The organism is Kitasatospora sp. NPDC097691, from assembly GCF_040302665.1.
GTDB lineage: Bacteria > Actinomycetota > Actinomycetes > Streptomycetales > Streptomycetaceae > Kitasatospora.
In genome coordinates this window covers 23621-48824 of sequence record NZ_JBEORY010000067.1, presented here as the reverse complement: position 1 = coordinate 48824, position 25204 = coordinate 23621, and the positions used below count along the sequence as shown (strand labels likewise).

At 74.1% G+C, this 25204-nt stretch carries 27 protein-coding genes, 1 pseudogene and 1 riboswitch; of the genes and pseudogenes, 11 read left to right on the top strand and 17 right to left on the bottom strand.

Features of this window, described 5'->3' with window-relative positions; translation table 11 throughout:
- The first annotated feature begins 68 nt into the window (after nt 1-68).
- From ABTY56_RS32970 to ABTY56_RS32955, 4 genes are all read left to right on the top strand, one after another.
- A complete protein-coding gene (locus ABTY56_RS32970; RefSeq protein ID WP_350633047.1) occupies nt 69-2474 on the top strand; it encodes a glycoside hydrolase family 65 protein in 2406 nt (801 codons plus the stop codon).
- 168 nt (nt 2475-2642) lie between these two features.
- Nucleotides 2643-4376 carry a pyruvate dehydrogenase gene (locus ABTY56_RS32965; RefSeq protein ID WP_350633046.1) on the top strand — a complete coding sequence of 578 codons (1734 nt, stop codon included), beginning with the start codon at nt 2643-2645 and terminating at the stop codon, nt 4374-4376.
- Between the two features lie 92 nt (nt 4377-4468).
- Nucleotides 4469-5104 carry a helix-turn-helix domain-containing protein gene (locus ABTY56_RS32960; RefSeq protein ID WP_350633045.1) on the top strand — a complete coding sequence of 212 codons (636 nt, stop codon included), beginning with the start codon at nt 4469-4471 and terminating at the stop codon, nt 5102-5104.
- A 32-nt stretch (nt 5105-5136) separates the two neighbouring features.
- The gene (locus ABTY56_RS32955; RefSeq protein ID WP_350633044.1) at nt 5137-5346 is read left to right on the top strand and encodes a DUF6126 family protein; all 210 of its coding nucleotides are present in this window, start codon (nt 5137-5139) and stop codon (nt 5344-5346) included.
- Nucleotides 5347-5440: 94 nt separating this feature from the next.
- Here the strand turns inward: ABTY56_RS32955 and pdxR are convergent, their stop codons facing one another.
- Nucleotides 5441-6874, bottom strand: a complete 1434-nt coding sequence (pdxR, locus tag ABTY56_RS32950) for a MocR-like pyridoxine biosynthesis transcription factor PdxR (RefSeq protein ID WP_350633043.1) — start codon at nt 6872-6874, stop codon at nt 5441-5443.
- 36 nt (nt 6875-6910) lie between these two features.
- A complete protein-coding gene (locus tag ABTY56_RS32945; protein WP_350633051.1) occupies nt 6911-7357 on the bottom strand; it encodes a carboxymuconolactone decarboxylase family protein in 447 nt (148 codons plus the stop codon).
- A gap of 162 nt (nt 7358-7519) precedes the next feature.
- Here ABTY56_RS32945 and sigJ point away from each other — a divergent pair, with 162 nt between their 5' ends.
- Nucleotides 7520-8395 (top strand): RNA polymerase sigma factor SigJ, encoded by an 876-nt coding sequence (gene sigJ, locus ABTY56_RS32940; protein ID WP_350633050.1) that lies wholly within the window; start codon nt 7520-7522, stop codon nt 8393-8395.
- A 59-nt stretch (nt 8396-8454) separates the two neighbouring features.
- On the opposite strand, the gene ABTY56_RS32935 is transcribed toward sigJ, so the two are convergent.
- A complete protein-coding gene (locus ABTY56_RS32935) occupies nt 8455-9207 on the bottom strand; it encodes a glucose 1-dehydrogenase (protein WP_350633042.1) in 753 nt (250 codons plus the stop codon).
- A 57-nt stretch (nt 9208-9264) separates the two neighbouring features.
- Between ABTY56_RS32935 and ABTY56_RS32930 the strand changes: the two are divergent.
- Nucleotides 9265-9725 (top strand): annotated as a pseudogene (locus ABTY56_RS32930) (hypothetical protein).
- Here ABTY56_RS32930 and ABTY56_RS32925 read toward each other — a convergent pair.
- From ABTY56_RS32925 to ABTY56_RS32915, 3 genes are all read right to left on the bottom strand, one after another.
- The gene (locus ABTY56_RS32925; protein ID WP_350633041.1) at nt 9710-10627 is read right to left on the bottom strand and encodes an undecaprenyl-diphosphate phosphatase; all 918 of its coding nucleotides are present in this window, start codon (nt 10625-10627) and stop codon (nt 9710-9712) included. The pseudogene ABTY56_RS32930 and the gene ABTY56_RS32925 sit on opposite strands and share 16 nt — an antisense overlap.
- Before the next feature lie 100 nt (nt 10628-10727).
- Nucleotides 10728-10916 (bottom strand): hypothetical protein, encoded by a 189-nt coding sequence (locus tag ABTY56_RS32920; RefSeq protein ID WP_350633040.1) that lies wholly within the window; start codon nt 10914-10916, stop codon nt 10728-10730.
- 168 nt (nt 10917-11084) lie between these two features.
- Entirely contained in the window at nt 11085-11912 is an 828-nt protein-coding gene (locus ABTY56_RS32915; protein WP_350633039.1) for an NRDE family protein, read from the bottom strand.
- A 128-nt stretch (nt 11913-12040) separates the two neighbouring features.
- On the opposite strand from ABTY56_RS32915, the gene ABTY56_RS32910 reads away from it, so the two are divergent.
- Together ABTY56_RS32910 and ABTY56_RS32905 are read left to right on the top strand one after the other, a co-directional pair.
- Nucleotides 12041-12529, top strand: coding sequence for a carboxymuconolactone decarboxylase family protein (locus ABTY56_RS32910; protein ID WP_350633038.1), 489 nt, complete (start codon nt 12041-12043; stop codon nt 12527-12529).
- Between the two features lie 11 nt (nt 12530-12540).
- Nucleotides 12541-13350 (top strand): isocitrate lyase/PEP mutase family protein, encoded by an 810-nt coding sequence (locus tag ABTY56_RS32905; RefSeq protein ID WP_350633037.1) that lies wholly within the window; start codon nt 12541-12543, stop codon nt 13348-13350.
- A 135-nt stretch (nt 13351-13485) separates the two neighbouring features.
- Here ABTY56_RS32905 and ABTY56_RS32900 read toward each other — a convergent pair whose 3' ends face one another.
- The 10 genes from ABTY56_RS32900 to ABTY56_RS32855 all read right to left on the bottom strand — a co-directional run bounded on the left by ABTY56_RS32900 (nt 13486) and on the right by ABTY56_RS32855 (nt 21417).
- Complete coding sequence (locus tag ABTY56_RS32900) at nt 13486-13743, bottom strand: hypothetical protein (protein WP_350633036.1); 258 nt, start codon at nt 13741-13743, stop codon at nt 13486-13488.
- Nucleotides 13744-13836: 93 nt separating this feature from the next.
- Nucleotides 13837-14934 (bottom strand): cytochrome P450 family protein, encoded by a 1098-nt coding sequence (locus tag ABTY56_RS32895; RefSeq protein WP_350633035.1) that lies wholly within the window; start codon nt 14932-14934, stop codon nt 13837-13839.
- Complete coding sequence (locus tag ABTY56_RS32890) at nt 14919-16391, bottom strand: cytochrome P450 (RefSeq protein ID WP_350633034.1); 1473 nt, start codon at nt 16389-16391, stop codon at nt 14919-14921. The genes ABTY56_RS32895 and ABTY56_RS32890 overlap by 16 nt, the downstream gene beginning before the upstream one ends.
- The gene (locus ABTY56_RS32885) at nt 16388-16957 is read right to left on the bottom strand and encodes a GTP-binding protein (RefSeq protein ID WP_502893236.1); all 570 of its coding nucleotides are present in this window, start codon (nt 16955-16957) and stop codon (nt 16388-16390) included. The genes ABTY56_RS32890 and ABTY56_RS32885 overlap by 4 nt, the downstream gene beginning before the upstream one ends.
- A 43-nt stretch (nt 16958-17000) precedes the next feature.
- Nucleotides 17001-17348 (bottom strand): DUF742 domain-containing protein, encoded by a 348-nt coding sequence (locus tag ABTY56_RS32880; RefSeq protein WP_350633032.1) that lies wholly within the window; start codon nt 17346-17348, stop codon nt 17001-17003.
- Entirely contained in the window at nt 17345-17758 is a 414-nt protein-coding gene (locus ABTY56_RS32875; RefSeq protein WP_350633031.1) for a roadblock/LC7 domain-containing protein, read from the bottom strand. Before ABTY56_RS32875 ends, ABTY56_RS32880 begins: the two co-directional genes overlap by 4 nt.
- Nucleotides 17759-17816: 58 nt before the next feature.
- Nucleotides 17817-19028 (bottom strand): ATP-binding protein, encoded by a 1212-nt coding sequence (locus ABTY56_RS32870; protein ID WP_350633049.1) that lies wholly within the window; start codon nt 19026-19028, stop codon nt 17817-17819.
- A 504-nt stretch (nt 19029-19532) separates the two neighbouring features.
- The gene (locus ABTY56_RS32865) at nt 19533-20099 is read right to left on the bottom strand and encodes a TetR/AcrR family transcriptional regulator (RefSeq protein ID WP_350633030.1); all 567 of its coding nucleotides are present in this window, start codon (nt 20097-20099) and stop codon (nt 19533-19535) included.
- 68 nt (nt 20100-20167) lie between these two features.
- Entirely contained in the window at nt 20168-20995 is an 828-nt protein-coding gene (locus tag ABTY56_RS32860; protein ID WP_350633029.1) for an alpha/beta fold hydrolase, read from the bottom strand.
- A gap of 131 nt (nt 20996-21126) precedes the next feature.
- Nucleotides 21127-21417 carry a YiaA/YiaB family inner membrane protein gene (locus ABTY56_RS32855; RefSeq protein ID WP_350633028.1) on the bottom strand — a complete coding sequence of 97 codons (291 nt, stop codon included), beginning with the start codon at nt 21415-21417 and terminating at the stop codon, nt 21127-21129.
- A gap of 197 nt (nt 21418-21614) precedes the next feature.
- A riboswitch (cyclic di-AMP (ydaO/yuaA leader) is annotated at nt 21615-21773 on the top strand.
- 12 nt (nt 21774-21785) lie between these two features.
- Here ABTY56_RS32855 and ABTY56_RS32850 point away from each other — a divergent pair.
- Nucleotides 21786-22619 (top strand): M23 family metallopeptidase, encoded by an 834-nt coding sequence (locus ABTY56_RS32850; protein ID WP_350633027.1) that lies wholly within the window; start codon nt 21786-21788, stop codon nt 22617-22619.
- A 121-nt stretch (nt 22620-22740) separates the two neighbouring features.
- Here the strand turns inward: ABTY56_RS32850 and ABTY56_RS32845 are convergent, their stop codons facing one another.
- Nucleotides 22741-23616, bottom strand: coding sequence for a hypothetical protein (locus ABTY56_RS32845; protein ID WP_350633026.1), 876 nt, complete (start codon nt 23614-23616; stop codon nt 22741-22743).
- 42 nt (nt 23617-23658) lie between these two features.
- On the opposite strand from ABTY56_RS32845, the gene ABTY56_RS32840 reads away from it, so the two are divergent.
- Together ABTY56_RS32840 and ABTY56_RS32835 are read left to right on the top strand one after the other, a co-directional pair.
- Nucleotides 23659-24237 carry a GNAT family N-acetyltransferase gene (locus ABTY56_RS32840; RefSeq protein WP_350633025.1) on the top strand — a complete coding sequence of 193 codons (579 nt, stop codon included), beginning with the start codon at nt 23659-23661 and terminating at the stop codon, nt 24235-24237.
- 150 nt (nt 24238-24387) lie between these two features.
- Nucleotides 24388-25128: a sensor domain-containing protein gene (locus ABTY56_RS32835; RefSeq protein ID WP_350633024.1), complete on the top strand. Its 741-nt coding sequence runs from the start codon at nt 24388-24390 to the stop codon at nt 25126-25128.
- The last annotated feature ends 76 nt before the right edge of the window (nt 25129-25204 follow it).

Genomic DNA, 25204 nt, shown 5'->3' with positions numbered 1-25204 from the left:
GCCGAACTGCGTCACGACGGCGCCACCGTGGTCGTCGACGACCTTTCCGAGCTCCTGGGGGACGAGGCATGAGTTCCTCGGACACCTTCGCGATCGACCCCTGGCAGATCACCGAACAGGGCCTGGACCTGGCCTCGATGGCCCGCGCCGAGTCCGTCTTCGCGCTCTCCAACGGGCACATCGGCCTGCGCGCCAACCTGGACGAGGGCGAGCCGCACGGCCTGCCCGGCACCTACCTCAACGGCGTCTTCGAGCTGCGGCCGCTGCCCTACGGCGAGGGCGGCTACGGCTACCCGGAGTCCAGCCAGAGCGTCATCAACGTGACCAACGGCAAGATCATCCGACTGCTGGTGGACGACGAGCCCTTCGACCTTCGCTACGGCGAACTCGTCAGCCACAAGCGCTGGTTGGACTTCCGTGAGGGCCTGCTGCACCGCGAGGCCGAGTGGACCTCCCCGGCCGGGCGGACGATCCGGGTCCGCTCCTCCCGGCTGGTCTCGCTCACCCAGCGCGCCGTCGCGGCCGTCGAGTACGTCGTCGAGGCGGTGGACGGCCCGGTGCGGATCGTGCTGCAGTCCGAGCTGGTCGCCAACGAGCAGCTGCCCGGCGGCCCCGAGGGCGACCCGCGCGCCGCGGCCGTCCTGGAGGCGCCGCTGCAGCCCGAGGTGCACCACGCCGGCGCCACCAAGGCCGTCCTGGTGCACCGCACCCGTTACAGCGGCATCCGGGTCGCGGCCGGCATGGACCACATCATCGAGGGCCCGGAGAAGTCCGACACCGTCGCCGAGGCCGAGGCCGACCACTGCCGGATCAGCGTCACCACCGTGCTCGAGCCCGGACAGCGGCTGCGGCTGACCAAGTTCATGGCCTACGGCTGGTCCGGCACCCGCTCGCTGCCCGCCGTCCGGGACCAGGTGGAGGCCGCGCTCACCGCCGCCCGGTACACCGGCTGGGACGGCCTGGTCGCCGAACAGGCCGCGTTCCTGCGGGAGTTCTGGGAGACCAGCGACATCGAGATCGAGGGCGACGTCGAACTCCAGCAGGCCGTCCGGTTCGCCGTCTTCCACGTCCTGCAGGCCGGCGCCCGCAGCGAGGAACGGGCCATCCCCGCCAAGGGGTTGACCGGCCCCGGCTACGACGGGCACAGCTTCTGGGACACCGAGACCTTCGTCCTGCCCGTGCTCACCTACTGCCTGCCCGCCGCCGTCAACCAGGCCCTGCGCTGGCGGCACACGACCCTCCCGCTGGCTCGCGAACGGGCGGCCCAACTCGGCCTGTCCGGCGCGGTGTTCCCGTGGCGGACGATCCGCGGCGAGGAGTGCTCCGGGTACTGGCCGGCCGGCACCGCGGCCTTCCACATCGGCGCCGACATCGCGGCCGCCGTCGCCCGCTACGTCCGGGCCACCGGGGACGAGGAGTTCGAGCGCGAGTACGGGCTCGAACTCCTCGTGGAGACCGCCCGGATGTGGCGCTCGCTCGGCCACCACGACGTCGCCGGGAAGTTCCGGATCGAGGGCGTCACCGGCCCCGACGAGTACAGCGCCGTCGCCGACAACAACGTCTTCACCAACCTGATGGCGCAGACGAACCTGCGCGCCGCCGCCGAGGCCGCCGTCCGCCACCCGCGCGAGGCCGCCGACCTCGGCGTCGACACCGAGGAGACCGCCGCCTGGCGGGACGCCGCCGCCGCGATGTACATCCCGTACGACGAGGACCTCGGCGTCCACCCGCAGGCCGACGGCTTCACCCACCACCAGTTCTGGGACTTCGAGAACACCCCGCCCGAGAAGTACCCGCTGCTGCTGCACTTCCCGTACTTCGACCTGTACCGCAAGCAGGTGGTCAAGCAGGCCGACCTGGTGCTCGCCATGCAGGTCCGCGGCGACGCCTTCACCGACGAGCAGAAGGCCCGCAACTTCGCCTACTACGAGCGCCTCACCGTCCGCGACTCCTCGCTCTCCGCCTGCACCCAGGCCGTCATCGCCGCCGAGGTCGGCCAGCTCGACCTCGCGTACGACTACACCGCCGAAGCCGCCCTGATGGACCTGCACGACCTCGGCGGCAACACCCGCGACGGCCTGCACATGGCCTCGCTCGCCGGGGCCTGCATCGCCCTGGTGGCCGGGTTCGGCGGGCTGCGCGACCACGGCGGGACACTGTCCTTCCGCCCCCGGCTGCCGTCCGGGCTGATGCGGCTCAGCTTCTCGCTGCTGGTGCGCGGACACCTGCTCGACGTCCGGATCAGCCACGAGGAGACGACGTACACCCTGCGCCGCGGCGACGTGCTCCACCTGCGGCACGACGGAGACGCGGTCCAGGTCAAGTCCGGGAAGCCGGTCACCCTGCCCACCACCGCCCCGCCCGCCCAGGAGCGCTGCGCCCAGCCGCCCGGCCGCGAACCCGCCCGCCGCCAACCCCAGGCGGGCCTCGCCGCGGGCAAGCTCGGCCAACACGACCACCTGGCGGCGGAGTAGCGCCCGGGGTGCGGGTCCGCGCCCTCCGCGCGGACCCGCATCCGCACTCGCTGCCGGACGGGCACCCTCGCCCTCACCCGTCCGGCCCACCCCGGCTGCGCCGCCCCGCCGCCCGTCGGAGTGTGCAGGTGCCTGTGAGAACCGGCGCCCCAGCGAAGGAGTGCACCCGTGGCGAGCGTGGCCGAACAGATGGTGGAGGTGCTCCGGCAGGCCGGGGTGGAGCGGGTCTACGGCGTCGTCGGCGACAGCCTCAACCCCGTCGTGGACGCGATCCGCCGGGCCGAGGGCATCGGCTGGGTGCACGTGCGCAACGAGGAGGCCGGGGCCTTCGCGGCCGCCGCCGAGGCCGAGCTCACCGGCCGGCTCGCCGTCTGCGCGGGCTCCTGCGGCCCCGGCAACACCCACCTGATCCAGGGCCTCTACGACGCCCAGCGCAGCGGCCTGCCCGTCCTCGCGCTCGCCTCGCACATCCCGTCCGGCCAGATCGGCACCGGCTTCTTCCAGGAGACGCACCCCGAGCGGGTGTTCACCGACTGCAGCAACTGGTGCGAGATGCTCTCGGCCCCCGCACAGCTGCCCCGGCTGCTGCGGATCGCCGTCCAGCACGCGCTCGGCTCGCACGGCGTCTCGGTGCTCGCCTTCCCCGGGGACGTCGCCGCGCTGCCCGCCGCCGGCCCCACCGGCACCAGCCACTTCCTCACCGAGCAGGCCGTCGCCGCGCCACCGTGGTCGCAGGTGCAGGAGCTGGCCCGGCTGCTCAACGCGGCCCGCAAGGTCGTGCTGTTCTGCGGCGCCGGGGTGCGCGGCGCGCACGCCGAGGTGATGGAGGCGGCGCAGGCCCTGAACGCGCCGATCGGCCACTCCCTGCGCGGCAAGGAGTGGATCCAGTACGACAACCCGTACGACGTCGGCATGAGCGGCCTGCTCGGCTACGGCGTGTGCCACGAGGCGCTGCACTCCGCCGACCTGGTGCTGCTGCTCGGCACCGACTTCCCGTACGACTCCTTCCTGCCGCAGGCGCACACCGTCCAGGTCGACCACGACGCGACCCGCCTCGGCCGCCGCACCGCGCTCGACCTGGCCGTCCACGGCGACGTCGCCGCCACCCTGCGGGCCGTGCTGCCGCTGCTGGAGGCCAAACGCGACCGGGCCTTCCTCGACGGCATGCTGCGCAAGCACGTCCGATCGCTGGAGGACGTGGTAGGCGCCTACACCCGGGACATCGAGAAGCACCTGCCGATCCACCCCGAGTACGTCGCCGCCGTCCTCGACGACGTCGCCGCGCAGGACGCGGTGTTCACCGTCGACACCGGCATGAACAACGTCTGGGCCGCCCGCTACCTGCAGCCCAACGGCCACCGGCGGGTGATCGGCTCCTTCCTCCACGGCTCGATGGCCAACGCCCTCCCGCACGCCATCGGCGCCCAGCTCGCCAACCCCGGACGCCAGGTGATCGCGATGGCCGGCGACGGCGGCCTCGGCATGCTGCTCGGCGAACTGCTCACGGTGGCGAAGCACCGGCTGCCGGTGAAGACGGTGGTGTTCGACAACGGCGCGCTCGGCATGATCAAGCTGGAGATGCTGGTCTCCGGCTACCCCGAGTCGGAGATCGACAACGGGGACGTGGACTACGCGGGCATCGCCCGTGCGATGGGGATCCCGGCCAAGCGGGTGACCGAGCCGGCCAGGGTGCGGGAGGTGCTGGCCGAGGCGCTGGAGCGACCGGGACCGGCGCTGGTCGACGTCGTCACCGACCCCAACGCGCTGTCCATCCCGCCGCACATCACCGCCGCCCAGCTGAAGGGCTTCGCCCTGGCGGCCGGGCGGACGGTGCTCTCGGGCGGCGTCGGACGCATGATCGACCTGGCCCGGAGCAACCTGCGGAACATCCCCCGGCCGTGAGGCCCCGGTCGCGCGTTCGGTCGCGCAACCCGGCGTTTTGCCTCTGAGGCAAGATTCTTGCCCGAGCGGCACGCCGGGTGTCCACTGGGTACATGACCACCAGCTCCACCGGTGCCCCCGCCGCAGGCGACCAGCTCGACGACCAGGAGGTCGTCGGCCTCGCCGCCCGCCTTCGCGAGCACCGGCTCAGCAGCCGTCTCACCCTCGAAGTGGCCGCCGCGCGGGTCGGGCTCTCCCCAGCGTATCTGTCCCGGCTGGAGACCGGCCGCCGACAGCCCTCGCTGCCCGTCCTGCTCGGCCTCGCCCGCGCCTACGGCACCTCGGTGTCCGGCCTGCTCGGCGAGACCATGGCCGAACCGGATCCGGTGGTCCGCGGCGGCGCCATAGAGCCCGGCCGGGCCGGCGGCTGGGGCTACCGACGGGCCGGCGCCCCCGGCCGCGCCATGCAGGCCCTGCGGGTGCACGTCCCGCCCGGCGTCCAGGACGCGGTGGTCCGGGTCCACCCCGGCGAGGAGTGGCTGTACATCCTGCGCGGCGAACTCCGGCTCACCCTCGGCGACCGCGTCCACCACCTCCGCGTGGGCGACTCCGCCCACTACGACTCGCTCACCCCGCACTGCATCGCCGCCGAGTCCGAGAACGGCGTCGAGCTGCTCTTCGTCCACACCCTGCTGCAGAGCCCCGGCGGCGAACTCTGCCTCGGTGGCGGCCCCGCCGCGACCCACTGACCTGCCGTCAGAACCATCCGGAGGAGATCACCATGGCCGATCCCACCACCACCGCCACCGCCCCGGCCGCCCCGGCCGCCCTGGTCGGCGCGGCCGACACCCCCGCCGGCCCGAAGACCATGGACGCCGGGAAGTGGGCCAACAAGCGGGTCTACCTCCGCCTGGTGATCTACACCGCCGGCATCCACGTCTTCGCCGGTTTCATCATGCTCCTGTTCGAACTCGGCAGCCGCAACAAGTAGGCGCCCCCGGCCGTCCGCCCGCCTCCACCCCCGAGGGAGGCGGGCGGAACGCACTCCCGCCCCCGCTGCCCCCGCCCGCCTCCTGCCTCTCCCCTCACGCCCTGCGCAGCAACTCGCAGAGCGCCTGCACCGCCGCCGGGAAGGCGTGCTCCGGGGGCGTGGCGTAGCCGATGACGAGGGAGGGCGGTGCGTCGGTGGCGTTCGAGGTGGCGCGGTGCCAGGAGAGGCCGTTGAGGGAGATGCCGGCGGCCCGGGCGCGGGTGAGGAGTTCGGCTTCGGGGGTGGAGCCGGGCGGGAGTCGGAGGACGACGTGCAGGCCGGCCGCGATGCCGGTGACCCGGACGTGCGGGGCGTGTTCGGCGAGTGCGGCGACCAGGTGGTCGCGGCGGCGCCGGTAGTGCAGGCGGCAGCGCCGTACGTGGCGGTCGTACGTGCCGGAGGTGATCAGCTCCGCCAGCGTCAGCTGGTCGAGCACCGGGGACATCGTGTCGGCCAGGACCTTCAGCCGGGCGACGGGTTCGACCAGGGCGTCCGGCAGGGCCAGCCAGGCCAGCCGCAGGCCGGGCGCGAGGCTCTTGGCGGCCGTTCCGGCGTACACCACGCGTTCGGGGTCGAGCGCCTGCATGGCGCCGAGCGGCTGCCGGTCGTAGCGGAACTCGCCGTCGTAGTCGTCCTCGATGACGTACCGGTCCAGCTCGCGCGCCCACCGCACCGCTTCCGCCCGTCGTTCGGCGGAGAGCACGGCGCCGCTGGGGAACTGGTGGGCCGGGGTGAGCAGGACGGCGCCGGGGCGGGTGTCCAGCCGGTCGACCCGGGCGCCTTCCTCGTCCAGCGGCAGCGGGATGGTGGTGAGTCCGGCGGCCCGGGCGACGGCGTGCTGCGGCGGCAGCCCGTACTCCTCGACGGCGAGCGTGCGGGTGCCGCGTTCCCGCAGGGCGGTGGAGAGCAGGCCGAGGCCCTGGGTGACGCCGGTGCAGATGAGCAGGTGATCGGGGTCGGTGCGGACGCCGCGGACCCGGGCCAGGTAGTGGGTGAGGGCCTGCCGCAGTTCGATCCGGCCGAGCGGGCTGCCGTAGTCGAGGGCATCGTGCGGGGCGGTGGCGAGGGCGCGGCGGGCGGCGGCGAGCCAGGCGCTGCGGGGGAAGAGCGAGAGGTCGGGCCGCCCGGACATCAGGTCGTGCCGGGCGGTCCGTCGCCGCGCAGCCTCCCGGGCGCCGGCCCGCCTGCCGTGGGCGGGGGCTTCGGGTACGGCCCGCCGGGCGACGGTGGTGCCGGAGCCCTGGCGGGAGTCGAGCCAGCCCTCCGCGGTGAGCTGGCCGTACGCCTCGACGACGGTGTTGCGGGCGATCCCGAGGTCCTCGCCGAGGGCCCGGGAGGACGGCAGCCGGGTGCCGGGTGCGAGCCGCCCGTCCTGGACGGCCTCGCGCAGGGCGTCCTCCAGGGCGGCCCGCAGCCCGGTCCCGGCGGCGCGCCGCTCGGTGAGGTCCAGGTGCAGATCGCCGCCGAAGGAGGTCCAGGAGCTGGTCACGGGCCCATTCTCGCGCGGGGGAGCGGGCCGTCGGGGTCACCAGGCGGTGCCGGCGGGCTCCTCGATGGTGGTGTTGATGCGGTTGAAGAAGTTGGTCAGCGCGATCATCAGGATGATCGCGGAGAGCTGTTCCTCGTCGAAGTGGTCGGCGGCGGCGTCCCAGATCCCGTCCGGGACGGCCTTGCCGGAGCGGTCGGCGATCCGGGTGGCGGCCTCGGTGAGTTCGAGGGCGGCGCGCTCCTCGTCGGTGAAGAACGGCGCCTCGCGCCAGGCGGCGACGGCGTGCAGCCGCTCGTCGGTCTCGCCGTGCTTCTTGGCGCCCTGGACGCCCGCGAACACGCAGGCGCTGCAGCCGTTGATCTGGCTGGCGCGCAGGTGGACCAGTTCGAGGAGCTGCGGGGCGACGCCGCCCTGGTACATGGCCTTGTAGACGGCCTGGATGCCCTTCATCGCGTCGGGCAGGACCATGGCGGGGTTCTTCATGCGTGCGGTGGTCACGGTGATCTCCTCTTCGGTTAGCGTCCGTCACTGGACCGACGGATCCCGACGCGAGGATGTGACAGCGTGAGCGAAGAGATTTCTCCGGCCGGGCGAGCCCAGCCGGCCCAGCCGGCCCAGCCGGCCCAGCCGGCCGAGCAGTCCGAACTGGCCGAGCTGGCAGGGCGTTTCGAGGCCGAGCGGCCACAACTGCGCGCGGTGGCCTACCGGATGCTCGGGTCGATCGCCGAGGCGGAGGACGCGGTCCAGGAGACCTGGCTGAAACTGAACCGCAGCGACGTGGCCGAGGTGCGCAACCTGGGGGCGTGGCTCACCACGGTGGTCGGCCGGGTCTGCCTGGACCAGTTGCGGTCCCGTACCTCCCGCCGGGAGGACCCGCTGCCCGAGCAGGAGGGGCGGGTACGGCTGCCGGACCCGGTGGTCAGCGGGCTGGCGGCGCTGGACCCGGTGCACGAGATCCTGGTCGCCGACTCGGTGGGGATCGCCCTGATGGTGGTCCTGGAGACGCTGTCCCCGGCGGAGCGGGTGGCGTTCGTGCTGCACGACATGTTCGAGGTGCCCTTCGACGGGATCGCCGAGGTGCTGGGCCGGACGTCCGCCTCCACCCGGCAGTTGGCCAGTCGCGCCCGCCGCCGGGTGCAGGGCGCCACGCCGGCCGCGGACGCCGACGACGCCCGCAAGCGCGAGGTGGTGGAGGCGTTCCTGACGGCCTCCCGGGGCGGCGACTTCGATGCCCTGCTGACCGTGCTGGACCCGGACGTGGTGGCCCGTTCCGACGGCGGCACGCTGGTACCGAGCGTGCTGCGCCGCGGCGCTGCGGACGTCGCCTCCCAGGCGATCACCTTCGCCCGGTTCGCCGCCGACGGTCGCCTCGTCCTGGTCAACGGTTCGCCCGGGGTGGTGTCGTTCGCCGAGGGCCGTCCGCTGTCGGTCATGTCGTTCACCATCCACGGGGGCCGGATCACCGCGATGGACATCCTCACCGACCCGACCCGCCTGGCCGCCCTGGGCCTCACGGCCTGACCGGGCACCGGCGCTCCCCGGGTCCGTCCGCGAGCCGCGGACGGGTCCGGGGAGCGGTTTCAGGCCAGGCCGCCGGTGGCGCGGAGGTTCTGGCCGGTGATCCAGCGGCCGTCCGGGCCGGCCAGGAAGGCGATGACGTCGGCGATGTCCTCGGGGTGGCCGAGGCGGCGCAGCGGGGTGAGGCCGGCGACCCGGGTGAGGGCTTCGGGCGGGTTGGTGCCGCGCAGCAGGTCGGTGTCGGTGGCGCCGGGGGAGACGGTGTTGACGGTGATCCCGCGCGGGCCGAGTTCGACGGCGGCGACGGCGGTGAGCTGTTCGACGGCGCCCTTGCTGGCGGCGTACGCGGCGATGCCGGGGACGGGCCGGACGGTGTTCGCGGTGGAGACGTTGACGATCCGTCCGCCGTCGCGCATCCGGCGGGCGGCGTAGCGGACGGTGGTGAAGGCGGAGCGGGTGTTGACGGCCAGGACGGCGTCGAGGGTCTCGTCGTCGAGTTCGGCGAGCGGGGTGGGCGCGAAGGACCTGGCGGCGTTGTTCACCAGGACGTCCAGTCCGCCGAGCCGGTCCTCGGCCTCGGCCATCAGCCGCTCGGCGGCGTCCGGCTCGCCGAGGTCGGCCCGTACGGCCCACGCGCGGCCGCCCTCGGCCTCCACGGCGCGGACCGTCTCGGCGGCGGCCTCCTCGTCGTGGGCGTAGCCGAGGACGACCTGCGCGCCGTCGCGCGCCAGCCGCCGGACGACGGCCCGCCCGATGCCCCGCGAGCCGCCCGTGACGACGGCGGCCTTGCCGTTCAGTGCCAGTGGTTGCGCCATGCTTCCTCCACGTGTTCGACGGGTGGGTTGTCACACTCTCGCGCTACCGTGCCGCGCATGGCGAACTTCGTACTCGTGGCGGGCGCGTGGCTCGGTTCCTGGGCCTGGGACGACGTCGTGCCGGAGCTGCGCGCGGCCGGGCACGGGGCGTACCCGCTGACGCCCGCCGAGTTCGCCGGGCAGGGGCTGACGACCGGGCAGATCGCCCGATCGCCGAGTTGGCCACCCCGCACCCGGGCGCCTCGCTGACCGAACCGGCCGTGCTGGAGGGGCCGTTGAGCGCACTCCCGACGGTGTACGTGAAGTGCCTGCTGGACTGGCCGGAGCCGCCGCCGGTGGTCGCCGCGCTGGTCGCGGACGGCCACTGGCGGTTGGCCGAGCTGGACACGGGGCACTGGCCGATGTTCTCCCGGCCGGCCGGACTGGCCCGGATCCTGCTGGAGTCGGCCCGGCTGGACGGGCCTGCTCAGACCGACGGTCCGGTCCGGACCGACAGGCCGACTCAGACCGACAGGTAGACCGCGCTGCCGAGGCCGGCCAGGAAGCAGTACACCGCGAACGGCGTCAGGCTGCGGGTCTCGAAGTACTTGGTGAGGAACCGCACCGAGACGTACCCGGCGGCGAAGGCGGCGACGCTGCCCGCGACGACCGGGCCGAGCACGGCGGAGTTCTCCGGCTTGAACAGCTCGGGGACCTTCAGCACCGAGGCGGCCAGGATGACCGGGGTGGCGAGCAGGAAGGAGAACCGGGCGGCGTCCTCGTGGTGCAGCCCGCGCAGGATGCCGGCGCTCATGGTGACGCCGGAGCGGCTGATGCCGGGGAACAGCGCGAGGATCTGCGCGGCGCCGATCCAGGCGCCCTGCCCGAAGCCCAGCTTGGTGAGCCGGTGGTCGGAGGCGACCGCCGGGTCCAGGCCCGGCTCGTCGACGGGGGCGGCGTGCCCGGCCCGGCGGCGGCCGGTGCCGCCGCGCTTGAGCCGCTCGGCGCCGAGCAGCACGAGCCCGTTGAGGGCGAGGAAGACGGCGGCCGGGAGGGGCTTGCCGAGCGCGTTGCGCAGCGCCTTCTCCAGTACGAGGCCGGCCACGCCGACCGGGATGGTGGAGAGGATGAGCAGCCAGGCGAGCTTCTCGTTGCGGGTCTCCACCCGGCGGTGGCGGATCGAGGTGAACAGTCCGCCGACGACGCGGACCCAGTCCTGCCAGAAGTACACGACCAGCGCGAGCGCGGTGGCCAGGTGCAGGGCGACCAGGGCGGCGAGGTAGGACGATCCCTCGGCGGTCATGTCGAGGTCGTGCTGGATCTTCCCGCCGATCAGGGCGGGCAGCAGGATGCTGTGGCCGAGGCTGGAGACCGGGAAGAGTTCCGTCACACCCTGCAGCAGGCCGACGCCTATCGCTTCCGGGTAGGTCAGGGTGGACATCGCGCACCTTCGATCGGGGGGTCGGTGGCCGGCCTGATCCGGTGGCCCCCGCGAAGCTACTACGGGCATGTAGACGCCCGGCAGTCCCGCCGCCAGAAGTTCACCGACCGTACGTCTGGGGGAAACCGGCGCCGAGATGGTGGATCAGCGCCCCTGCTACGGCGGCCAGCACGGTGGTGGTCGGGACGGCCCGGTGCGCCGGGTCGCCGAGCAGGACGACGGCGGTCACCGCGAGCGGTGTGCCCGCCAGCGGCAGGGCGACGGTCAGGACGGCGGACAGGCGGTGCATCGGGGCTCCCCGGACTCGGCTTCGGGCTCGACGCACGCCACGATGGTGCCTCCCGCAGCGTCAGGTTCAAGTCCTTTTCGCCGCGGCGGCCGGCGTGCCGGGCGGGCCGCGCCTGTCATGCCCGTCGGGGCCGGGCCGGGCCGGGGCCGGGGCCGCCCGGTGCCTGGGTCAGCCCGTCGCGATCCGCCGCCAGCCGGACCCGTCCGAGCCGTTTGAGCCGTCCGCCCCGTCCGAGCCGTCCGCCCCGTCCGCCGCCACCGGCGCGGCCGCGAAGTCGTACCGCAGCAGGTCCGGTCCGAGCGCGAGCAGCGAGATCGACGAGGAGCCCCAGATCCGCCCGTCGCCGAAGTCCCGGCGCTGGATCAGCGCCGCGTCCTCGTCCGGCGCCAGCCCGTCGCCGCTGACGATCGGCAGCCATCCGCCCCAGGCCTGCGCGGCGGGTCCGGCGGCGGTCGGCTTGGGGCGGGGTGCGGCGGTGAAGCGGGCCCGGAAGTGCTCGGCGCGGGCGGCCATCAGCGCGCTGATCCGCTCGGAGGCGGAGCGGTTGGCGGCCAGGCCCTCCAGCCCGTCGTTGAGCACCACGCTGAGGCCGGCGGGCAGTTCGTGCTCCGCCGGCCGGCCGCCGTCCCAACTGGCGACCCGGGCGCCGTCCGGCCGGACCAGGACGAGGTGGAAGGGGTCGTACGGGGTGAGGTCGAGGTGGCCGATCCCGCCCTGCGTGACGGCGGTGAGCGGCAGTTGGCCCCGGGTGAGCCGGGAGCCGGCGGGGGCGAGCGGGCCGAAGCCGTTCAGCAGGCAGGCGGCGGTCCGCCGGCCGGGGTCGACGGCCAGCCAGGTGCCACCGGCCGCGAGGTCGAGGCCGCCGAGCAGCTCGGGCCGGTCCGGCCAGTGGTGGTCCGGCGGCAGCCAGGCGCGCCCCAGGTACTCGTCCCGGACGGACAGCAGCAGTACCGGTACCGCCGCCCCCGGTTCGATGCTGACGAACGCCGTGCACACGACCCTGGCCCCCTGACCTCGTCCTGTCAGCGATCCTCGCACGGCCGTTCGCATGCCGGAAATGGCCCAAGGAAACCGGTGCCGAATGCACCACGGCGACGGGCCACCGGGCTCCTAGGCTGGCGCTCATGACGACGAACGACAGCCTGACCACCCCCGACTCGCACGTGCCCGCCCCGGCCCAGCGCCTCTCGCTCCCGAAGCTCGCCCCCGCCTACTACCAGGCGATGGTCGCCGTGGACCAGGCGTCCCGCACGGGCCTCGACCCGGTGATCGTCGAGCTGGTCAAGCTGCACGCCTCGATGATCAACGGCTGTGCCTTCTGCATCGACATGCACGCCACCGACGCCGTGAAGCACGGCGAGCAGGAGCACCGCCTGCTCTCCCTCCCGGCCTGGCGCGAGACCCCCTGGTTCACCGCCCGCGAGCGCGCCGCCCTGGCCCTCACCGAGTCGGTCACCCTGCTGACCCAGGGCCACGTGCCGGACGCCGTGTGGGCGGAGGCCGCCGAGCACTTCGACGAGACGGAGCTGGCCCAGCTGGTCGCGCTGATCGCGACCATCAACGCCTGGAACCGGATCGGTGTGAGCACCCGCCTCAGCCCGGCCGCGAAGTGAGGTCCGGGGACATGACGGCCCAGCAGGACAAGGCCCGGCTGCTCCGGGAACTGCACCGCCCGGGCGATCCGCTGGTGCTGGCGAACGTGTGGGACGCGGCGAGCGCCCGCCTGGTGGCCGCCGCCGGGGCGCGCGCGGTGGCGACGGCCAGCGCGAGCGTCTGCTGGTCGCTCGGCAGCCCGGACGGCGGCGGCGCCGACCGCGAGCAGGTGCTGGTCCGGACGGCCCAGGTGGTCCGGTCGGTCGACCTGCCGGTCACCGCGGACCTGGAGAGCGGCTACGCGGACACCGCCGCCGGGGTCGGCGAGACCGTCGCCGCGCTGCTGGCCACCGGCGCCGTCGGGGTGAACCTGGAGGACGGCGGACGCCCCCTGGAGGAGGCCGCCGAGCGGATCGCGGCGGCCCGGGCGGCGGCCGACGCGGCCGGCGTCCCGCTCGTCGTCAACGGCCGCACCGACGTGTTCCTGCTGGGGATCGGTGCCCCGGAGGGCCGGCTGGACGAGGCCGTCCGCCGGCTGCGGGCGTACGTCGAGGCGGGCGCGGACACCGTGTTCGTCCCCGGTGTCGCCGAGCCGGAGACCATCGCCGCCCTGGTCGCAGCCGTCCCGGCGCCGCTGAACGTGCTGGCCGGCCCGGGCTCCCCGTCGGTCGCCGAGCTGGCGAAGCTCGGCGTGGCCCGGATCAGCCTCGGCCCGGGCCTGGCCAAGGCGGCCTACGCGGCGGTCCGCCGGGCCGCCGAGGAGGTGTACGCGAGCGGCACGTACGGCGCACTCGACGGCGGGCTGACGTACCCGGAGCTCAACGGGCTCTTCGCCGACTGAACCCCGGTACCGGGCTTGAACCCGGCACCGGGCACCGGACCGGGGGCGGCCGACCGTTCGGGGGACGGCCGGCCGCCTTCGCAGGACCGCCCGCCCGGGCGGCACCGGCCGGTCGGCCGAGGGCGCGGTCGCCCGTCAGCCGATCTGCCCGCTGAGCCCCGGGTGGCTCATCTGGTTGGTGCCGACGGCCTCCACCTCGTTGGCGGCGTGCCCGACCACCGGGAGCTTGCCCGCGGTCTGCAGGGCGAGGTCGGCGGGGGAGAGGTTGAGGCCGTCGGTCAGGCCCCCGGTGGCGTCCGGCGAGGCGGCGGTCTGGGTGGTGGCGGAGGCCACCGGGGCGGCGACGGCCAGGCCCGCCATGGTGAGGGCGGCCAGGGTGGCGAGCTTCTTCATACCGTGGCTCCTCGGGCCGTGCGTGCGGTGCGTGCCGTCGTTCTTGGTGCCGTGGTTCGTCATGCACTGCCGAACGACCGGGCCGCCCTCAGGTCACCGGGCGGGCCGGACGGTCACCCACAGGGTTCGCACGCTGTTGCTGATGAACGACGCGATCGGCTCGTTCGTCCGGCCCTCCGCCAGGGCCAGCCCGGGGAAGCGCCCGAACAGGTGCCGCAGCGCCGTCTCGGCCTCCAGCCGGGCGAGCCCGGAGCCGAGGCAGAAGTGCGGGCCGTGGCCGAGCGACAGGTGCCGGGCGGGCTGCCGGGTGACGTCGAAGCGGTCGGCGTCGGGGTGGTGCCCGGCGTCCCGCCCGGCCGCCGCGTACGAGGCCAGCAGCGCCTCGCCGCGCCGGATGACCACGTCGCCGACCTCGATGTCCTCGATCGCGTAGCGCAGCGGGAACTGCCCGACCGGCGAGTCGTAGCGCAGCGTCTCCTCGACCACCGCCGACCACGGCTGCTCGCCGTCCAGGACGAGCTGCAGCTGGTCCGGGTGGGCGAGCAGGGCGCGGACGGCGTTGGTGATCAGGTTGAGCGTGGTCTCGTGCCCGGCGACCAGCATCAGCAGCAGGGTGCCGACGAGTTCGGCCTCGCTCAGCTGGTCGCCGGCCTCGCGGGCGGCGATCAGGTCGGTGGTCAGGTCGTCGCCGGGCTCGGCCCGCTTGGCCGCGACCACCGAGGCCAGCAGCGCGTTCAGGTCCCGTTGCGCGGCGACGGCGGCCGCCGGGGTGGCCGAGCTGGAGACCAGGGTGTCGGACAGCGCGTGCAACTCGTCCTGCTGCTCCAGCGCGAGGCCGAGCAGCTCGCCGATCACCTGCATCGGCAGCGGGTAGGCGAAGTGCTCGCGAAGGTCGAACTCGCCGTCCAGCTTCGCGACCTCGTCGAGCAGCGCGACGGTCCTGGCCTCGATCGCGGGTGCCAGGGCGGCTATCCGGCGCGGGGTGAACGCCTGGGAGACCAGTCCGCGCAGCCGCCGGTGGTCGTCCCCGTCGGCGGTGACCATGCCGGGCACCGAGATGAAGTTGGCCAGCGGCCAGCCTTCCGGGAGCCGCCCCTCCCGGAAGGTCGTCCACAGCCGGGCGTTCTTGCCGACGCGCGGGTCGGCGAGCAGCGTCTGGAGGGTGTCGTGGTGGGTTATCGCCCAGACCACCACCCCGCCAGGGAGCTCCACCAGGACCGCGGGGCCGGCCGCGCGGAGTCGGGCGTTCTCTCCGTGCTGGTCGCCTCCGAAGGGGTCGAGTCGGACGGGCTCGGGGCGGGCTCCTGCGGGATCGACGGCGGTGTCCATGCGGGCCTCTCGGGGGCTGGCGGGCGGGGCGGGGTGAAGGCGCTGTACAGCACCGGCAGGGCGGTCAGGGCCCGCGACCACGGGGACGGGCGCCAGGCCAGCTCGCCGGGCGGGACGGCGAGTTGGAGGTCGGGCAGGCGGTGCAGCAGGGTCTCGACGGCGGTCTCGACGATGATCCGGGCGGGGTGCTGGGCCGGGCAGACGTGCCGGCCCGCGCCCCAGGCGAGGTGCGCCCGGTTGCCGCCGAGCGAGCCCTGGGCGGCGGCGGAGACGCCCTGGGCGGCCGGGTCGGCGTTGGCCGCGGCCAGGCCGAGGACCAGCATGTCGCCGGCGCTGATGTACTGGCCGCCGAGCACGGTGTCGCCGGTGGCCCAGCGGCCGGGGAAGTTCTGCGTCGGCGGGTCGCGCCAGAGCACCTCCTCCAGCGCGTCGGACACGGTGAGCCGGCCACCGGTGAGGGTGGCCCGGAAGCGCCGGTCGGTGAGCAGCAGCCGCAGCGTGTTGCCGGTCCAGTTGATCGAGGTCTCGTTGCCCGCGACCATCAGCACCACCAGGTGGTGCACCGCCTCCTCGTCGGTCAGCCCGGCCGGGTGGGCGAGCAGCCAGGAGGTGAGGTCGGCGCTGGGCGCGGCCCGGCGGCGCCGGACCAGGTCGACCAGGATCGACTGGAACTCGGCGCCGGCCCGCTGGGACTCGGCGCTGCTGTCCACGAAGTGGCTGATCAGTTCGACCAGTCGGGGCCCGGCCTCGGCCGGCAGGCCGATCAGCTGGGTGAAGACCAGCAGTGGCAGCCGCCGCGCGTACTGGGCGATCAGGTCGGCGGTGCCGTCCGGCCCCCAGCTGTCGATCAGGCCGTTGGCAGCGGCCTCGGTGGTGCCGCGCAGCTGGTGGTGGTCGATCTGGGCGAGGGTGTCCGAGACGGCGGAGCGCAGCCGCTGGTGCTCGGCGCCGTCCAGGTTGAGCAGCGTCGGGCGCCAGGAGGTCATCGTCAGCAGCCGGGAGTCGGCGGCCAGCCGGCCCTCGGCGGGCACCCGCCAGCGGCGCGAGTCCTTGGAGAACAGCGCCTCGTTGCGCGTGAGTTCGAGCAGTTCGGCGTAGCCGAGGACGAGCCAGGCCTCGACCCCGGGCTCCAGCTCGATCGGTGCGACCGGGCCGTAGTGCTCGCGCAGCCGGGCGTACAGGCCGTGCGGGTCCTCGGCGACGGCCGGGCCGTACAGCGGGGTCAGCGGCACGCCCACCGGCAGGCCGCCGGGCAGGCCGGCGCCGTGCGCGACGGGGCAGCCGTGGGCGGCCGCGGCGCCGGGTTCGGAAGCGTTCATCCCTGCAGCTCCAGGATCGAGTTGCGGTGCAGGTGGTCGACGAAGTCGATCAGCAGGTCGTAGGACTGCCGCCGGTCGCGCGCGTCGCAGAACAGGATCGGTACGTCCGGCAGCAGGTCCAGTGCGGTGCGCAGCTCCTCCTCCGGGTAACTCGGCGTGTCCGGGAAGGTGTTGACCGCCACCGCGAACGGGATGCGCTGCTCCTCCAGCCGGCCGAGGACGTCGAAGCTCTCGTCCGGCCGGCGCAGGTCGACCATGGCGATGGCGCCGAGCGCGCCGCGCGACAGGTCGTCCCAGAGCGGCCAGAACCGCTGCTGCCCGGGGGTACCGAACAGGTACAGCGCGAGCCGCGGGTTGAGCGTGATCCGGCCGAAGTCCAGCGCGACCGTGGTGGTCGTCTTGGTGGCACGCCCGGTGAGGTCGTCGACGCCGCTGCTGGCGGCGGTCATGGTCTCCTCGGTGCGCAGCGGGGTGATCTCGCTCAGCGAGCCGACCAGGGTGGTCTTGCCGACCCCGAACGGGCCGGTGACCAGGATCTTGACCGCGCCCTGCACCGAGGAGGGCAGGTACTGCGGCCCGCCGGCGGACCCGGCGGCCTCGGGGGCGGCTTCAGCGGAGTTGGCGGAGGCCAACGAGCACCTCTTCCAGGAGGGTTGCGGGCAGGCGTTCGGCCTGCGGGACGGGTGGGAGCACCTGCACGGCGCCGAGGTCCCACAGGTCCCCGACCAGCACCTTGACGACGCCGAGCGGCAGCCCCAGGTGGGCCGCCACCTCGGCGATGGACAGCAGACTGTGGCAGAGCCCGAGGATGCGCCGGTGCTCCCGGTTCAGCAGCACGTGGTCGGGCAGGTCCGGGGGCTCCGGTAACGCGCTGACCAGGCTCTCCAGGGCCAGCTCGGGGCGGGTGGAGCGGCTGCGGCCACCGGTGATGACGTACGGCCGGACCGGCCCGCTCACCGGTGGCCCCCCGCCGCGTGATCGACTCGCGGCGGGCTGGTGAGGTGGGTTCCGATCCGCTCGACGAGCACCTGCATCTGGTAGGCGACCAGGCCGGCGTCCACCGCCTCGCTGGTCACCACGGCCAGGTGCGCTCCGGCCCCGGCGGCGACGATGAAGAGGTAGCCGCCGCCGTACTCGATGATGATCTGGCGGGTGGCGCTGCCCGGTCCGCCGAAGCCCGTCGCGACGCCGCGGGCCAGCGACTGCAGGCCGGAGCAGGCGGCCGCGAGCCGTTCGGCGTCCTCGCGCGCGATGCCCGCGCTGCGGCCGATCTCCAGGCCGTCGTTGGAGACGACGACGGCGTGCTGGACCTGCGGGACGTTGATGATGTCGGCGAGCAGCCAACCGAGATCAGGGGTGGTGGTCATGGAGTTCTCCGGAGCGCTGGGGAAGTCGGGGGGAGTCGGGGGAGCGGGGCGGGAGTGGTCAGGAGGGGCCGGGTGCGTTCTGGGCCTGGGCCCGGGCGGCCGATCGGCCGCTGGCGGTCCCGGCCTGGAACATCGCCATGAACGTCTGCGCGTCCCGGGCCGAGCGGTACGGCGGGGCGGGCGGCGGGGGAGCGGCGTGCTGGGCGGGGCGGTTGGCGCGGTCGCGCCGGTGGCTCCGGCGGGGCAGCGGCGGTGGGGTGTCGCCGCTGGCGGGGGTCCGGCCGGGTGGCGGGGTCTCCAGCAAGGGGTGGCCGGCGGGGGAGGCCGGCCCGGGGTCGGGGCTGAACGCCGGGTCGCCCGGCCCGAAGCCGGGGACGGTGGGCGGCAGCGGCTCGGTGAGCAGCGCGTTCGGCAGCAGGACGACCACGCGGACACCGCCGTACGGGGAGGGTGCCGAGCTGAGGGTGACCCGGAAGCCGTACTGCTCGGCGAGCCGGCCGACCGCGGCCAGTCCCAGCTGCGGGACCTCGCCGAGGCGGGAGACCTCCAGGGTGCTGCCGCCGGCGAGGGCGGCGGCGGCCTTGGCGACGGCCTGCTCGGGCATGCCGACGCCGCCGTCGTCGATCTCGATGACGGCGCCGTTGTGCACCGGCATCAGGGTGACGAACACCTGGGTGCTGGGCGGGGAGTAGCGGGTGGCGTTGTCCAGCAGCTCGGCGATCGCGTGGATCAGCGCCTCGGCCGCGGCGCCGACCACCGCGGTCTCGATCCGGCTGCGGACCACCACCCGCTGGAAGGGCAGGATGCGCGACTGGGCGCCGCGGACGACGTCCTCCAGGGTGACCGGCTCGGGCCAGTGCCGTCCGGCCCGGGCGCCGCACAGCACGGCCAGGGTCTGGGCCAGCCGGGCCTGTTGGGCGGCCGCGTGGTCGGCCTTGAGCAGGCCCTCCAGCAGCGCCGGGTCGTCGTGGGTGCGTTCCATCTCGTCCAGCAGCGCCTGCTGGTCGTGGGCCATCACCAGGATCCGGCGGGCCACGCTGAGGAAGGCCCGCTGGGTGGAGGCGGTGAGCTCCTGCTCGTGCTGGACGGCGGCCAGTTCCGCGCCCCGGCGGGAGAGTTCGGCGGCGAGCTGCTCCTGGAGCCGGGCGAGTTCGTGCTGCAGCCGGTCGGCGCGGCCGCGCTGGGTGACGGACACGGCGTGGTAGCGCGCGGCGGCCACGAGGGCGAGGACGGCGAGCACGCCGGCTGCCGTTACTGACCACTGAGTCATCGTCACGCCGCGAATTCTAGGGTGATGATCCTACGAAGGTGTGAACGGATCTCGCCAAGTGACCGGATCTCGTCAAAATCAAGTCAATCCGCCCGCAATCCGGACTCGTTCGTCCGCGACCGCCCTGCCCGGCAAGCCCCCGGCCCGGTTTCGTCGGGTCGACCGCCACACATCCCCGTCCCGCCCCGTGGCCGATTCCCGTCCCGGGATGTGTGGGGCCGGTGTGCACGGTGTCACGGAAGCGGATCCTCGGGGCCCGGTCGCACCGGACGGCCCAGGGTGACAGAGCCGCCGCACCAGCTGCTGCTGTCGGTCTCATCCCGGCGCTGCTTTCGCCGTTCCCGCCCCGGCCGGCAGACATCAGAAGTCGGCCGGTCCGACTTCCCGCGCGCGCCCTTCTCCCCTTCTCCGTCCCCTTCTCCTCCGCCCCCGCCGGGGCGGCACGAGGGCTCGGCCGGTCCGACTTCTCGTGTTCGTCGGTCGGCCGGGCTCGTGGGCGGCCTGTCAGGCGGGCCAGCTGCGGAGACCGGTGGTGAGGGTGGCGATGAGGCGGTCCTGGGTGATGGTGAGGTCCTCGGCGAGGCGGAAGGCGCCGGCGGTGGTGAGGGAGGCGAAGCCATGGGCGACGGAGCGGACGGTGCGGGCGGCGTGGATCGCCTCGGAGCCGTCGAGTCCGTACTCCCGCAGGACGGCGATGATCACGCCGACGAGTCGCGCGGCCGCCCCGGCGAGGTCGTCGTCGGCCTGGGGGGCCTGGGGGAGGGCGTTGTAGCGGTGCGGGTGTTCGGTGGCGTACGCGTGGTAGGCGCGCAGGACGGCGGCGACGGCGTCGTCCCCGCTGCGGCCGACCGCGGCGTCCGCGAGGCGGTCGGCCAGTTCGCCGGTGACCCGGACCGCGATCAGCCGCCGCAGTTCGGCCAGGCCGCCGCTGACGTGCTTGTACAGCGAGGGGGTGGCGACGCCGGCCCGGGCGGCGACCGCGGCCAGGGTGAGGGCTTCGGTGCCCTGTTCGTCCAGGAGGGCGATGGCGTGGTCGACGACCTGGTCGGGGGTCAGTCCTATGCGGGGCATGGTCTCGGGTCTCTCCGTACGGAAGTCGGGCGGTGGTCGGGCGGTGGTCCGGCGGCGGTCGGGCGGCGTCAGGCGAGTTCGGCGAGGAAGGGCAGCAGGGCGTCTGCGGTGGCATGCGGGTTGTCGGCCATCGGGTAGTGCCCGGACCCTTCGATCATCGCCTTCCGCGCGCCGAGTGCCGCGACCTGCCGGTCGGCGACGAGCTCCGGCTTGGGGAAGTCGGGGTCCTTGCTGCCCATGACCACCAGCGCCGGGCACCGCACGGCGGCCGTCCAGCCGACCGGCGAGGCGTCCCCGGTGACGTAGCCGCGGGTGGCGGTCTTGCGGCCCGGGGTGCGCAGCGCGGCGACCAGCCCGTTCACGTAGGCGTCGAAGTCGGCGGGCTTGGCGCCGGGGAAGGCCATCCGGCGCAGGTAGAAGCCCCAGAAGGCGGGCCAGTGGACGAGCGCGGCGCCCATCAGGCCGAGGACGCCGCGCATCAGGGCGCCGGGCTGCGGGTTCTCGACGAAGGCGTCGATCAGGACGATCCCGGCGACCCGCTCCGGCGCGTCCCCGGCGGCCTTGACGACCGTCGCGCCGGTGTAGGAGTTCCCGGCGAGGACGGCGCGCTCGATGCCGAGGTGGTCGAGCAGGGCGAGGACGTCGTCGGCGATGGCGGCGGGGCTGTAGTCGTCCCAGGTGATGGAGGACTCGCCGAAGCCGCGCAGGTCCATGGTGACGACCCGGTGGCCGGCGGCGACGAGCAGCGGGCGGAGGTGCCGGTACGCGGCGCGGCTGTCGAGCATGCCCGGGAGCAGGACGACGGGGGTGCGGTCGCCCTGCCGGGTGTCGTCGAAGGCGATCCGCCCGCCGGGGAGGGTCAGGTACTGGGTGTCCGGGGTGATGGTGGCGTTCATGGTGGGCCTCCTCGGTCCGCCGCTGCGGGCATCGGCGGTACTGCCGATAGCCATAAAGCTAAGGCTAATAGCCTTAGCCGTCAAGGGCTCGACCGGAGGGGCGGGGACGAGGGGAGAGGAGGGGGTGTGCCTCAGACCCCCTCGACCTTGAACGGATCGTGCTCGCTGAGCAGCTTCTCCAGCCGGGCCTGGTCGACCCGGCTGACGATCTCGTTCGTCTCCTGCCGGTCCCGGATCACCTTCGCCAGGGTGAACGCGGAGCTGACGGTGTAGAGGAGGCCGATCCCGAGGAACGCCCGAGTCCACCCGCCGACCGGCAGGTAGGCGATCCCGACGGCGAGGGTCGTGCCCGAGAGGGCGAAGGAGAGGATGGCCTGGATGTAGTAGGCGGCCGTCGTGCGGTTCTGCATCGGTGCGCTCATGGCGTCAGGATGCGGCCGCCCGGTCGGGCCGCACATGAGTAGGAGTACTCAGATGGGGTGCTCGTGTCGAAGGGTCGTTCGTTGACGTCCGATCACCCGCTCCACGGCCGTCCCGGACGGATGGCTTGGAATCAGAGCGTCCTAGGATTAACGTTTGATAACGCAGCGCGGTCGTCAACGCCGTACCCAGACGGCACCGTGCGCCGTCGCCTAATCCCGCCGGCCGGCCTCCGGGCAGGTCAGGGAGCCGGGGAACCACGTTCCTTGGGGTGAATCGGCGGGGCCCCGGCCCGGCCGTAGGAGACCTTCCTGCTCCGAACCCGTCAGCTAACCCGGTAGGCGCGAAGGAAGGAAAGGAGCGCGCCTCCGTGGCGTCGACGCACACTCCGGCACACCCGGCCGGCCCCGCAGCCGGTACCCAGCTCCTCGACCACCCCGGTGCGGACGGTCCCGAGGCCTTCGGCCCGGAGGCCGAGACCAACCGGCACCGGATGCCGCGTCAGGCCCGCGGCGCCTCCCCGCTGCTCGGCGTCACCGCCGTCGCCGCCACCCTTGGCGCCACCGGCTTCGCCTCGGCCACCCCGGCCGCCGCGCCCGCCATCGAGGCCCCGGACGAGACGCCGGTCGCCCTCTCCGCCGACCCCGGCCTCGCGCTCGCCGCCCGCATCCAGCAGCAGGCCGACGGCCAGCGCACCGCCGCCGAGGAGACCGCCCGGCTGCAGGCCGCGCAGGAGGCCGAGGCCAAGGCCGCCGCCAAGGAAGCCGAGGCCAAGCGCGCCGCCGACGAGGCGGAGGCCAAGCGGGCCGCCGCCCTCACCCTCCCGGTGAAGGACTACCGGCTCTCCGCCCACTACGGCCAGAGCGCCCGCTACTGGGCCAACCTGCACACCGGCCTGGACTTCGCCGCCGACACCGGCACCCCGGTCTACGCGCTCGGCCAGGGCACCATCACCTCGGCCGGCTGGTCCGGCTCGTACGGCTACCGGATCGTCGAGACCCTGCCCGACGGCACCGAGATCTGGTACTGCCACCTCTCCTCGATCATCAAGGGCTCCGGCACGGTCACCTCCGGCCAGCAGATCGGCAAGGTCGGCGCGACCGGCAACGTCACCGGCCCGCACCTGCACCTGGAGGTCCGCCCCGGCGGCGGCGCCCCGGTCGACCCGGAGCCCTGGCTCCAGCAGCACGGCCTCAACCCGTAACGGACACCCGGGAGCCCGTGACGGACACCTGAGAGCCCGTGACGGACACCCGGGAGCCCGTGACGGACACCCGAGAGCCCCCGGTCGCACGCGGCCGGGGGCTCTCGGTTTCCGCGGGCGCCTACTCCTCGGCGGGCAGCTGCGTCAGGTAGGCGTCGATCTCCTCCTGGCCCGGCTCCGGCGCCAGCTCCGGGAACTCCGCCACCAGCAGCCGCGGCAGCCCGGGCACCGTCCACTCCCCGAACAGGTCGAGCGCCGCATCGACCGCCGCGTCCTCGAAGTGCCCGAAGTCCCCGGTCAGTTCGTCCGGCATCGGCCGCCCGAGCGCGGTCAGCTCGGCCAGGTTGCGGTAGCTGCGCCGCATCAGGCCCTGCTCCAGCAGCCGCCGGGCGCCGTCCGTGGCCATGCCGACGGACAGCACCCGGCCCGGTCCCCAGCCCTGCTCGTCCGGCTCGTCCAGCCAGCCGGCCGGCACCAGGGCCTCGTACGCGGCCAGCCGCTCCTCCTCCGCGAGCCCGCCGAAGCCGGTCAGCCAGTCCCGCACCGCCGACCCGTCCGCGACGTCCACCCCGTGCGCGTGCAGCAGCAGCGCGTACAGCCGGGGCCAGGTCACCAGGTCGGCGCGGCGCAGCAGCCCGGCCGCGACCTCGCCCTGCCACTCGGCCTCCGCGTGCAGCCGCTCCTGACGCTTGGCGTTGAGCCGCCGGGCCGCCCGCTGGTGGTCGATCAGCAGCCGGACCGCCTCGCCGTACGCGAGCGGGTCCTCCTCGGGTTCGGGTTGGACGTACAGGTGGAGGCGCTCGTACAGCAGGTGCTCCACCGCGTCGGAGGTCAGTTCGGGCCAGCCGTCGTGCATCCTGCTCTCGCCCAGCTCCAGCAGCGCCAGCACCGCGTGCAGCGGCCCCTCGGCCACCGGCGTGCGGCCCTGCTCGGCCGCCCAGGCGAGCAGGTCGGCGGCCCTGGTGCGCGGGGCGAGCCGCAGGTCTTCGTCGTTCATAGTCCGAACGGTAGCCGCCGGGGGCGGGTAGGGTCGGCAGCCATGGTCCCCGTTCGACTCACCGGCCCCCGGCTGGCCATCCGCGAGTACCACCACACCGAGGGCGACGTGGACGCGTTGCACGCGCTGTTCGGCGACCCGGAGGTCACCCGGCACCTGCCGTTCGAGCCGCACGACCGCGAGACCTGCGCCGACCAGATCGAGCTCTACCTGGACGAGGCGATGGCCGAGCAGCGGGACACCTACCGGCTCGCCGTCACCAGGCTGGCCGACGCCGAGGACCCGCAGGACGCGACCCCGATCGGCCAGGCCTCGCTCACCCTCGGGGAGCACCGCGACGCCCACCTCGGCTGCGTCCTCGGCCGCGAGTTCCAGGGCGGCGGCTACGGGGGCGAGGTCACTGCCCTGCTCTGCGACTTCGGCTTCCGCGTCCTGGGCCTGCGCCGGTTGGAGGCCCGGGTCGAGGCGGACAACACGGCCTCCGCCAAGGTGCTCACCAGGCTCGGGTTCCGGCCGGAGGGGCGGGCGCGGCAGGACCGGCTCCAGGCCGGCGACCGGTCCGACTCGGACCTCTACGTGCTGCTCGCCGTCGAGTGGTCGGGCCCGGCCGGTAGCCGGTAGCCGTTCGACCAGTGGCCCGGAGGGGAGGGGGGTTAACCCCACCCCCGATCCGCCAGGCCTCCGGATGCCCCCGCGACCCCCCGTTCGACCAGACTGGACGACGTCAGGGAACGCGAACGACCGTCACAACGAGGGGCCGGGGGCCGGTACATGAGCAGCAGCCGAAGCACACTGGACCACGAGTCGGACATCCTGGGCGGTTACGGCGCCGACCCGCGCCCCGACCGGGCCAACCGGACGGAACAGCCGCCGGCCTTCCTGGCGGCGCCGTTCTCCGCGCACTACTACCGCGAGATCGGGTACGTGCTCACCGGCCTGCCGGTGGCGATCGCCGGGTTCACCGTCACGATCACGCTGTTCTGCCTCGGCCTCGGCACCTTCGTCACGGCCCTCGGCCTGCCCGTACTGGCCGGCCTGGCCGTCGCCGGCCGGGGGTTCGGCCGGCTGGAGCGGGCCCGGGTGCGCGGCATGCTGGCCCTGGACGTCCCCGGCCCGAAGCCGGTGCGCCAGGTCCGGCCGGGCACCTGGGGTGCGATCACCGCGCGGCTGGCGGACCCGGCGGGCTGGAAGGCCGCGCTGCACCAGGTGGTGATGTTCCCCTGGGCGATCTTCAGCTTCACCATGACGCTGGTGTTCCTGCTGGTCGGCTGGGCGATGGCGCTCTACCCCGTCTACCACTGGGTCTTCCCGACCTACACCGACTGGCGCGGGTACCAGGTGTTCGACTACACGGACAGCCACCACGTGCGGCACGTCTACTACATCGAGGGGGTGTGGCAGATCGCCGCGGTCTCGCTGGTCGGGGTGGTGCTGGTGTTCCTCACCGCGCAGCTGGTCCGCGGCCTGACCAACGTCAACCGGGCCGCCGTCCAGGGCCTGCTCGGCCGCTGAGCCGGTACCGACCGGTCCGGGCCGGTCCGGTTCGGTCCGGTTCGGTCCGGCCCCTCCGGCCCCTCCGGCCCCTCCG